At 70.6% G+C, this 7,557-nt stretch carries 11 protein-coding genes; 2 read left to right on the top strand and 9 right to left on the bottom strand.

All coding sequences use genetic code 11. The annotated features are described in order from the left end of the window. Positions 1–52 precede the first annotated feature (52 nt). Positions 53–1,465, top strand: a complete 1,413-nt coding sequence (gene pgmG / locus E0493_RS22685; RefSeq protein ID WP_160939543.1) for a phosphoglucomutase/phosphomannomutase PgmG — start codon at positions 53–55, stop codon at positions 1,463–1,465. 140 nt (positions 1,466–1,605) lie between these two features. Continuing rightward, positions 1,606–2,712, top strand: a complete 1,107-nt coding sequence (locus E0493_RS22680; RefSeq protein WP_160939542.1) for a DSD1 family PLP-dependent enzyme — start codon at positions 1,606–1,608, stop codon at positions 2,710–2,712. A 19-nt stretch (positions 2,713–2,731) separates the two neighbouring features. On the opposite strand, the gene metW is transcribed toward E0493_RS22680, so the two are convergent. The 9 genes from metW to E0493_RS22635 form a co-directional block, all read right to left on the bottom strand. Further along, positions 2,732–3,352: a methionine biosynthesis protein MetW gene (gene metW / locus E0493_RS22675; RefSeq protein WP_160939544.1), complete on the bottom strand. Its 621-nt coding sequence runs from the start codon at positions 3,350–3,352 to the stop codon at positions 2,732–2,734. Positions 3,353–3,525: 173 nt separating this feature from the next. Beyond that, positions 3,526–4,032 carry a F0F1 ATP synthase subunit B family protein gene (locus E0493_RS22670; protein ID WP_160939541.1) on the bottom strand — a complete coding sequence of 169 codons (507 nt, stop codon included), beginning with the start codon at positions 4,030–4,032 and terminating at the stop codon, positions 3,526–3,528. 10 nt (positions 4,033–4,042) lie between these two features. Continuing rightward, positions 4,043–4,648, bottom strand: coding sequence for a F0F1 ATP synthase subunit B family protein (locus E0493_RS22665; RefSeq protein WP_235913998.1), 606 nt, complete (start codon positions 4,646–4,648; stop codon positions 4,043–4,045). Positions 4,649–4,721: 73 nt separating this feature from the next. Further along, positions 4,722–4,949 (bottom strand): ATP synthase subunit C family protein, encoded by a 228-nt coding sequence (locus E0493_RS22660; RefSeq protein ID WP_160939539.1) that lies wholly within the window; start codon positions 4,947–4,949, stop codon positions 4,722–4,724. 86 nt (positions 4,950–5,035) lie between these two features. Further along, positions 5,036–5,791: a F0F1 ATP synthase subunit A gene (locus E0493_RS22655; protein ID WP_160939538.1), complete on the bottom strand. Its 756-nt coding sequence runs from the start codon at positions 5,789–5,791 to the stop codon at positions 5,036–5,038. A 23-nt stretch (positions 5,792–5,814) separates the two neighbouring features. Beyond that, positions 5,815–6,123 carry an AtpZ/AtpI family protein gene (locus tag E0493_RS22650; RefSeq protein WP_367614580.1) on the bottom strand — a complete coding sequence of 103 codons (309 nt, stop codon included), beginning with the start codon at positions 6,121–6,123 and terminating at the stop codon, positions 5,815–5,817. A 53-nt stretch (positions 6,124–6,176) separates the two neighbouring features. Continuing rightward, on the bottom strand, positions 6,177–6,356 hold the full coding sequence (locus E0493_RS22645) for a hypothetical protein (protein WP_160939536.1): 180 nt from the start codon (positions 6,354–6,356) through the stop codon (positions 6,177–6,179). Next, positions 6,353–6,538, bottom strand: a complete 186-nt coding sequence (locus E0493_RS22640) for a hypothetical protein (RefSeq protein WP_160939535.1) — start codon at positions 6,536–6,538, stop codon at positions 6,353–6,355. Before E0493_RS22640 ends, E0493_RS22645 begins: the two co-directional genes overlap by 4 nt. Continuing rightward, on the bottom strand, positions 6,522–7,557 hold a 1,036-nt coding region (locus E0493_RS22635), incomplete at its 5' end, for an AAA family ATPase (protein WP_160939534.1). The genes E0493_RS22640 and E0493_RS22635, both read right to left, overlap by 17 nt.

Below are 7,557 nucleotides of genomic sequence, written 5' to 3'. Positions count from 1 at the left end.
TGCGGGTTCAACTACACCTCGATCGGCCGACCGTAAGCTCAAGGAATCCCGAATGACCGCCTTCCGCCACGAGTTCCACCCCACTTCCCTGCGCGAATACGACATCCGCGGCATCGTCGGGAAAACCCTCTCCAGCGCGGATGCCTTCGCCATCGGCCGCTGCTTCGGCAGCATCGTGGTGCGCGGCGGCGGCAAGAAGGTGGCGGTGGGCTATGACGGCCGCCTCTCCTCGCCCGAGCTGGAGGCGCAGCTCGTCGCAGGCCTGGTCGCCTGCGGGCTGGAGGTGGCGCGCATCGGCTGCGGCCCGACGCCCATGCTCTACTACGCCGCCTATGCGCTCGGCGCCGACGGCGCCGCCATGGTCACCGGCAGCCACAACCCGCCGGACTACAACGGCTTCAAGATGATGCTGGGCAAGAAGCCCTTCTTCGGCAGCCAGATCCAGGAGATCGGCACGATGGCCGCCGCCGGGGATGTGGTGCCGGAGGCTTCCGGCTCCTCCACCCAGGTGGACATCTCCGAGGAGTACATCGCCCGCCTGATCAAGGACTATGACGGCGGCGACCGCGCGCTGAAGGTGGTCTGGGACCCCGGCAACGGCTCCGGCGCCGAGATCACCCGCCGCCTGGTGACCAGGCTGCCGGGCGAGCACACCGTCATCAACGGCGAGATCGACGGCCGCTTCCCCAACCACCACCCCGACCCGACGGTGCTGAAGAACCTCGAGCAGATCATCGCCGAGGTGAAGAAGCAGGGTGCCGACCTCGGCATCGCCTTCGACGGCGACGCCGACCGCATCGGCGCGGTGGACGGCGAGGGCAACATGCTGTTCGGCGACCAGCTCCTGGTGGTGCTGGCGCGGGACGTGCTGAAGGCCAACCCGGGTGGCACCATCATCGCCGACGTCAAGGCGAGCCAGGTGCTGTTCGACGAGGTCGCCAAGGCCGGCGGCAACCCGCTGATGTGGAAGACCGGCCACTCGCTGATCAAGGCCAAGATGGCCGAGACCAAGGCACCGCTGGCCGGCGAGATGTCGGGCCACATCTTCTTCGCCGACAAGTGGTACGGCTTCGACGACGCGCCCTACTCCGCCATCCGCCTGCTGGGCATCGTCGCGCGCTCCGGGGAGTCCCTGGCCCAGATGCGCGACGCGCTGCCCAAGGTGATCAACACGCCGGAGCTGCGCTTCAACTGCCCGGACGAGCGCAAGTTCGGCGTCATCACCGAGGTGAAGGAGCGGCTGGCCAGGTCGGGCGCCAACGTGCAGGACGTGGACGGCGTGCGCGTGCTGACCGAGGACGGCTGGTGGCTGCTGCGCGCCTCCAACACCCAGGCGGTGCTGGTCGCCCGCGCCGAGGCCAAGACCGAGGAAGGGCTGGAGCGGCTGAAGGCGCTGCTGGCCGAGCAGGTCGAGGCCTCGGGCCTGCAGGCGCCGGACTTCTCCGGCGAGAACGCGGGGCACTGACCCCGGCGATCCGCCACGGCACGCTGCTTGACCGCGGCGTGCTGACAGGCGGGCGGCAGGGTCGCGGGCCGGGAGGGAGGGGTTTGACGGCGGCGTGATGCGCCCTACCCTTCCGCCCTTCCCTGTGCCGGAGACCCGCCATGCTGCAACCGCCCCCCGCCGAACCCGGCATGCGCGAGGAGGAGGTGGACACCCCCGCCCTGATCCTCGACCTCGACGCCTTCGAGGCCAATCTCGACACCATGGCGGGCTTTCTCGCTCCCACCGGGGCGAAGCTCCGCGCCCATGCCAAGACGCACAAATCACCGATCGTCGCCCTGCAGCAGATCCGCCGCGGCGCGGTCGGGCAATGCGTGCAGAAGGTGGCGGAGGCCGAGGCCCTCGCCTGGGGCGGCGTGCCGGACATCCTGGTGAGCAACGAGGTCGTGTCGCCGCGCAAGCTCGCCCGGCTGGCCGCCCTGGCGCGCATCAGCAAGGTGGCGCTCTGCGTCGACAACGCCGAGGCCATCGCCCTGGCCGAGCAGGCCGCCGAGGCTGCCGGCATCCGCCTGCCCGTGCTTGTGGAGATCGATGTCGGCGCCGGGCGCTGCGGCGTGGCACCCGGCCCGGAGGCTGTGGCGCTGGCGGAGCGGATCGCCGGCAGCCGGCACCTCACCTTTGGCGGACTGCAGGCCTATCACGGCCGCGCCCAGCACATCCGCACCCCGGAGGGACGCGCCGAGGCCATCCACGCCGCCATCGAGGACACCCGCCGCACGGTGGAGCAGTTGCGCCAGCGCGGGCTGGACTGCGGCATCGTCGGCGGCGCCGGGACCGGCACCTTCCGGCTCGAGGCGGCCAGCGGCGTCTTCACCGAGATCCAGGCCGGCTCCTATGCCTTCATGGACGTGGACTACGCCGCCAACCAGGAGGCGCCACCCTTCCGCCATGCCCTTTTCATCCTGACGCAGGTGATGAGCACGCCGAAGCCCGACCTCGCCGTGGTGGATGCCGGGCACAAGGCCGCGCCGACCGACTCCGGCTTCCCGCAGCCCTGGCAGCGCACCGGCCTGCGCTACGCCGGCGCTTCGGACGAGCACGGCAACCTCCGCATCGAGGGCGGCACGCCGCCCAAGCTCGGCGAGAAGCTGCGGCTGGTGCCCGGCCACTGCGACCCGACCATCGACCGCTACGACTGGTTTGTTGGCGTTCGCGACGGCCGAGTCGAATGCCTCTGGCCGATCGCCGCCCGCGGCGCGATGGCCTGAGGAAAGGCGTGGGGGAAATTCATTCCCCCAGGCTTTTCTTGTCCTTTCGCGTCAGGCGGAACAGCGCCTGCTCGCCGAACAGGTTGGCCAGCCGCACCGAGCGCTCCCAGGGCGCCCGGAGCCCCTTCTCGTCCACCGCCAGCCATTGCTCGATGGCGTAACCATCGGCCTCGCAGAGGTCGCAGAAGTCCAGGATGGTGCAGGGGTGGATGTTGGGCGTCTCGTGCCAGGGGCGCCCCCAGGTTTCCGTCATCGGCATCCGGCCGGTGAGGAACAGCTTCATCCGCACCTCCCAATGGCCGAAGTTCGGAAAGGAGACGATGGCGTAGCGACCGATGCGCAGCATCTGCCGCAGCACCTCGCGCGGCTTCTCCACCGCGTGGAGCGTGCGCGACAGCACGACGTAGTCGAAGGCATCGTCGGGGTAGAAGGCGAGATCGGTGTCGGCATCGCCCTGGATCACCGCCAGGCCCTGGGCGACGGCCGCCGTCGCCTGCGCCATGTCGATCTCCATGCCGCGGGCATCGGCGCCCTTCTCCCGCGTCAGGTGGTCCAGCAGCGCGCCATCGCCGCAGCCGATGTCGAGCACCTTCGTGCCGGGCGCGATCATGCCCGCGATCAGCCGCAGGTCGAGGCGCATGTTCTTGGCGACGTAGCGCACCGGTGCCGTGGTATCGGGCAAAGCGGAAAATCCTGGCCGTGCGGGGTGTCTCGCCGGGACCGATACTCCCTGACCCGCCGCGAGGCAAACGCTGGAAACGCAAGCGAGGGCCGTGAAGGCCCCCGCTGGTCGGCCCGGCATATGCGCGAGGCTCAGGCGGCGCGCAGCGCCTTCGGCAGGTCGGCCACCGCCGTGTCGATCAGCTTGGCGTCGGCGCCGGCATCCAGCTTGTCGGCGATCACGTCGCGCGCGGCGGCGGCGGCCACGGCGATGGCGGCGTTGCGCACATCGGCCAGGGCGCTGGCCTCGGCCGCCTGGATACGGTCCATCGCCATCCGCTCGCGGCGCTTGGCGGCGGCCTCGGCCTCCGCGGCGGTGGCGGCGGCGACGCGCTCGGCCTCCACCTTGGCGCGGGCGATCAGCGCCTCGGCCTCGGTCATGGCGGCGGCCCGCTCGGACTCGGCCTGCCGGCGCATCGCCTCGGCCTCGGCACGCAGGCGGGCCGCCTCGTCGAGGTCGGCGCGGATGCGCGCGGCACGGGCGTCCAGAGCCTCGGTCGCCTTGCCCCAGATCGTGCGGCCCAGCAGGACCACGAAAATGACGAAAGAGACGGCGACCCAGAAAACCGGGTTGAGCCAGAAATGCTCGTAATGGTGCATGTCGCCCTCCTTACGCCTTGCCCTGCGCGGCCAGCTGGCGCTGCACGGCGGCGGCCGTGGCGGCTTCCTGCTTCAGGCCGGTCAGGCGCGTCACCATGGCGTTGGCGGTATCGGTCGCCACCTCGCGCAGCGCGGCCATGGCGGTGTCGCGGGCCGTGGCAATCCGGGCCTCGGCGGCCTCGATCTGCTCGGCGAGGCGGGCGTTCAGCACCTCGTTCTTCGCGGAGGCCTCGGCCTGGGCGGACTGCAGGGCGCCGGCGATGGCGGCCTGGCTGTCGGCGCGAGCCTTGGCGGTGGCGGACTGGTAGGCGCCGGCGGCGGCATCCGCCTCGGCCTTGGCGGCGCGGGCGGCCTCGAGGTCACCCTCGATGCGGTGGCGGCGCTCGTCCAGCACGGAGGTGACGCGCGGCAGCGCCACATTGGCCAGCACGTAGTACAGGACGCCGAAGATGATCAGCATCCAGACCACCTGCGCCAGCATCAGCGGATTGGAGAAATCCAGCTGCGGCATGCCGCCGGTGGTGGTTTCCTCCATGGCGCCGCCGGCCGTCTCGACCGCATGGGCGGCGGAGGTGGCCAGCAGGGCCAGCATCCCGGCGAGGGGCATCGGCTTCATCATCTGCATCCCTGTCGTCTTGGTCCCCAAGGCTTGGTGGCGCGGCGCCGACGGGCGCCGCGCCACGGCGGCATCAGGTGAACAGGATGAGGAAGGCGATCAGCAGCGCGAACAGCGCGACGGCTTCCGTCAGGGCGAAGCCCAGAATGCCGATCGGGAACACCGTGTCGCGCGAAGCCGGGTTGCGGGAAACCGACGCGATCAGCGTCGAGAAGATGTTGCCGAGCGCCTGGCCGACGCCGAACAGGGCAATCACGGCCAGACCGGCGCCGATCGCCTTCGCAGCAAGCACGAGTTCCATCAGAGTAATCCCTTCGTTGGTCTGATGTTAGGTCCGCGAAAACGCGGCTCCGCAGAAACGTGGCCCCTTTGTGAGGACTGACCCCGTCAGTGCAGGTGCACCGCGTCATGCAGGTAGACGCTGGTCAGGATGGCGAACACATAGGCCTGCAGAAAGGCCACCAGCAGTTCGAACCCGATCAGAAGCACATTGACCGTCAGCGGCAGCACCGCGATGAACGGGCCGACGATGCCCAGGCCGCCCAGCAGCACGACGAAGGTGGCGAAGACCTTCAGCAGCACGTGGCCGGCGACCATGTTGGCGAACAGACGGATGGAGAGGCTGATCGGCCGCGAGAGGTAGGACACCACCTCGACCGGCACGATGATGGGCGCGAGCCAGACCGGCGCGCCCTCGGGGAAGAAGTAGCCGAAGAACTTCTTGCCGTGCAGGGCCAGCGCCACCAGCGTCGTCAGGACGAAGACGACGGCGGCGAGCCCGAAGGTCACGGCGATATGGCTGGTATAGGTGAAGGCGTAGGGGAACAGCCCGATCACGTTGCCCAGCAGGATGAACATGAACAGGGTGAACACGAACGGGAAGTACCGCTTGCCCTCGTGCCCGACCTGCCCGATCACCAGATTCTCGATGAACTCGTAGAAGGTCTCGGCGGCGGCCTGCAGGCGCCCCGGGACGATCGCGCGCGGCGCCATGCCAACCGTCATGATCAGCACGATGACCACCGCCGCCGTCAGCATGAAGGCATTGGACTGCGTGAAATTCACCGCCGCGCCCACGGGCCCGAGGGCATGCGTCAGCTGGAACTGGCTCAGCGCGTCGATCGTATTGCCTTCCGCGGCCACTGCGGCTCTCCCGTCATCCGGTGCTACTTGCGCGCGCCCTTCCGGGGGGTGAACAGTCGATAAACGTTCAGCACCCCGGCGACACCACCTATGGCGAAGAACAGCATGAAGAGCCAGGGGAACGTGCCGAGCCAGCGGTCGATCAGCCAGCCGATTCCGGCACCGGCGATCAGCGCCGAGACGACCTCGACGCCGGCCCGCAGACCGATGCGCAAGGCACTGGCCGGCAGACCGCCCTGGCCTTCCCCATCGGCACCCCGAGCGTTCTGGTCAAGGCCCTGGCGGTGCCGGGCCTTGCGCAGGCGCTCGTTGAAGTCGTCGCGTTCGTTCACCCTCGCTCCCGCGGTCGCCCCGCCGGTAGGCTGGACGGCTCGTAAGGGGCCGTTCATGTGGTGTCAAGGGCATGGCGGCTTCGCCGTGCCCGGCCAGGCCCAAGCCATGGCCGGCCAAGCGGGACGCCCTGCGCAATGTCGCAGCCCCGCTCGTGCGGCATGGCGAGCCGGGCCGGACTCTCCACGCCCTGCGCCTCCAGCCCGCGCGCCAGCCGCGGGATGGTCTCGGTCACCAGGCGGCCGCTGCCTCGCCCTGCCGGTCGCCGACAAAGCCGCGGTCCACCTCCAGCACGCCGGAAGGCAGCTTTTGCGGATCGCAGCGCGAGGAGCAGCAGCCGGTGCCGAGATCCTCCAGCGCCGCCGAGCGCACTGGGAAGCGCCGGACGGTGAGGCCGCGGTTAAGGCGCGGCCTCAACCAGCTCCGTTGCCACGCCCAGGTCCACCGAGAGCAGGCGGCTGACCCCGCGCTCCTGCATCGTCACGCCGTAGAGCCGGTGCATCCGCGCCATGGTCAGCGGGTGGTGGGTGACCACCAGGAAGCGGGTGCCCGCCTCCGCCGCCATGGCGTCCAGCAGGCCGCAGAGCCGCTCGACATTGGCGTCGTCCAGCGGCGCGTCCACCTCGTCCAGCACGCAGACCGGCGCCGGCTGGCAGCGGAACACCGCGAAGATCAGCGAAAGCGCCGTCAGCGCCTGCTCGCCGCCCGAGAGCAGCGACAGGGTGGCCAGCTTCTTGCCCGGCGGCTCGGCGTAAATCTCCAGCCCGGCCTCCAGCGGATCCTCGCTGCCCACCAGCGCCAGATGCGCCCGCCCACCGCCGAACAGCCGGCCGAACAGCGCGCGGAACTCGGCGTCCACCCGGTTGAACACGGCGCGCAGCCGCTCCCGCCCTTCCCGGTTGAGATGCCCGATCGAGCCGCGCAGCTTGGCAATGGCGGTGCCGATCTCGTCGCGGTCGCGGTCGATGGCGCCGATCCGCTCCTCCATCTCCGTCACCTCCTGCTCGGCACGCAGGTTGACGGGGCCCATGTCCTCGCGCTCGCGCGCCAGCCGCTCGGCCTTGCGGCGGGCCTTCTCCTCCGCCGCATCGGAAAGGTCCTCCGGCGGTTCCGGTAAAGTGGCCTCCTCGCCGAGCCGCTCGACCATGCGCGCGCCGACCGATTGCGCCGCCGCTTCCGCCTGCTCGACCGCCGCCTGGGCGCGCACCTGCGCCTCCCGTGCCGCGGCAAAGCCCGCATCCGCCTGCCGGCGACCCTCGGCCGCCTCGCGATCCTCGGTTTCCGCCGCCCTCAGCTTCGCGGCGGCGGCCTCGTGCCGCGCCTTGGCCTCGGCCAGCACCCGCCCGGCGGCGGCACGCCGGGCGGCGGCCTCCTCGGGGGCGCCGGCGGCGGCCTCGCGGGCGGCGGCGGCCTCTCCCGCGCGGCGGTCAAGCTCG

It is taken from the genome of Teichococcus coralli (assembly GCF_009829925.1).
In the GTDB taxonomy this organism is placed as follows: Bacteria; Pseudomonadota; Alphaproteobacteria; order Acetobacterales; family Acetobacteraceae; genus Pseudoroseomonas; species Pseudoroseomonas coralli.
This window is presented reverse-complemented; position numbering and strand designations above follow the sequence as displayed.

Bases quoted from the DNA above. Each gene is read 5' to 3' on its own strand.
- pgmG (WP_160939543.1), top strand. From the start codon at position 53: ATGACCGCCTTCCGCCACGAGTTCCACCCCACTTCCCTGCGCGAATAC.
- E0493_RS22680 (WP_160939542.1), top strand. From the start codon at position 1,606: ATGCTGCAACCGCCCCCCGCCGAACCCGGCATGCGCGAGGAGGAGGTG.
- metW (WP_160939544.1), bottom strand. From the start codon at position 3,352: ATGCGCCTCGACCTGCGGCTGATCGCGGGCATGATCGCGCCCGGCACG.
- E0493_RS22670 (WP_160939541.1), bottom strand. From the start codon at position 4,032: ATGCACCATTACGAGCATTTCTGGCTCAACCCGGTTTTCTGGGTCGCC.
- E0493_RS22665 (WP_235913998.1), bottom strand. From the start codon at position 4,648: ATGAAGCCGATGCCCCTCGCCGGGATGCTGGCCCTGCTGGCCACCTCC.
- E0493_RS22660 (WP_160939539.1), bottom strand. From the start codon at position 4,949: ATGGAACTCGTGCTTGCTGCGAAGGCGATCGGCGCCGGTCTGGCCGTG.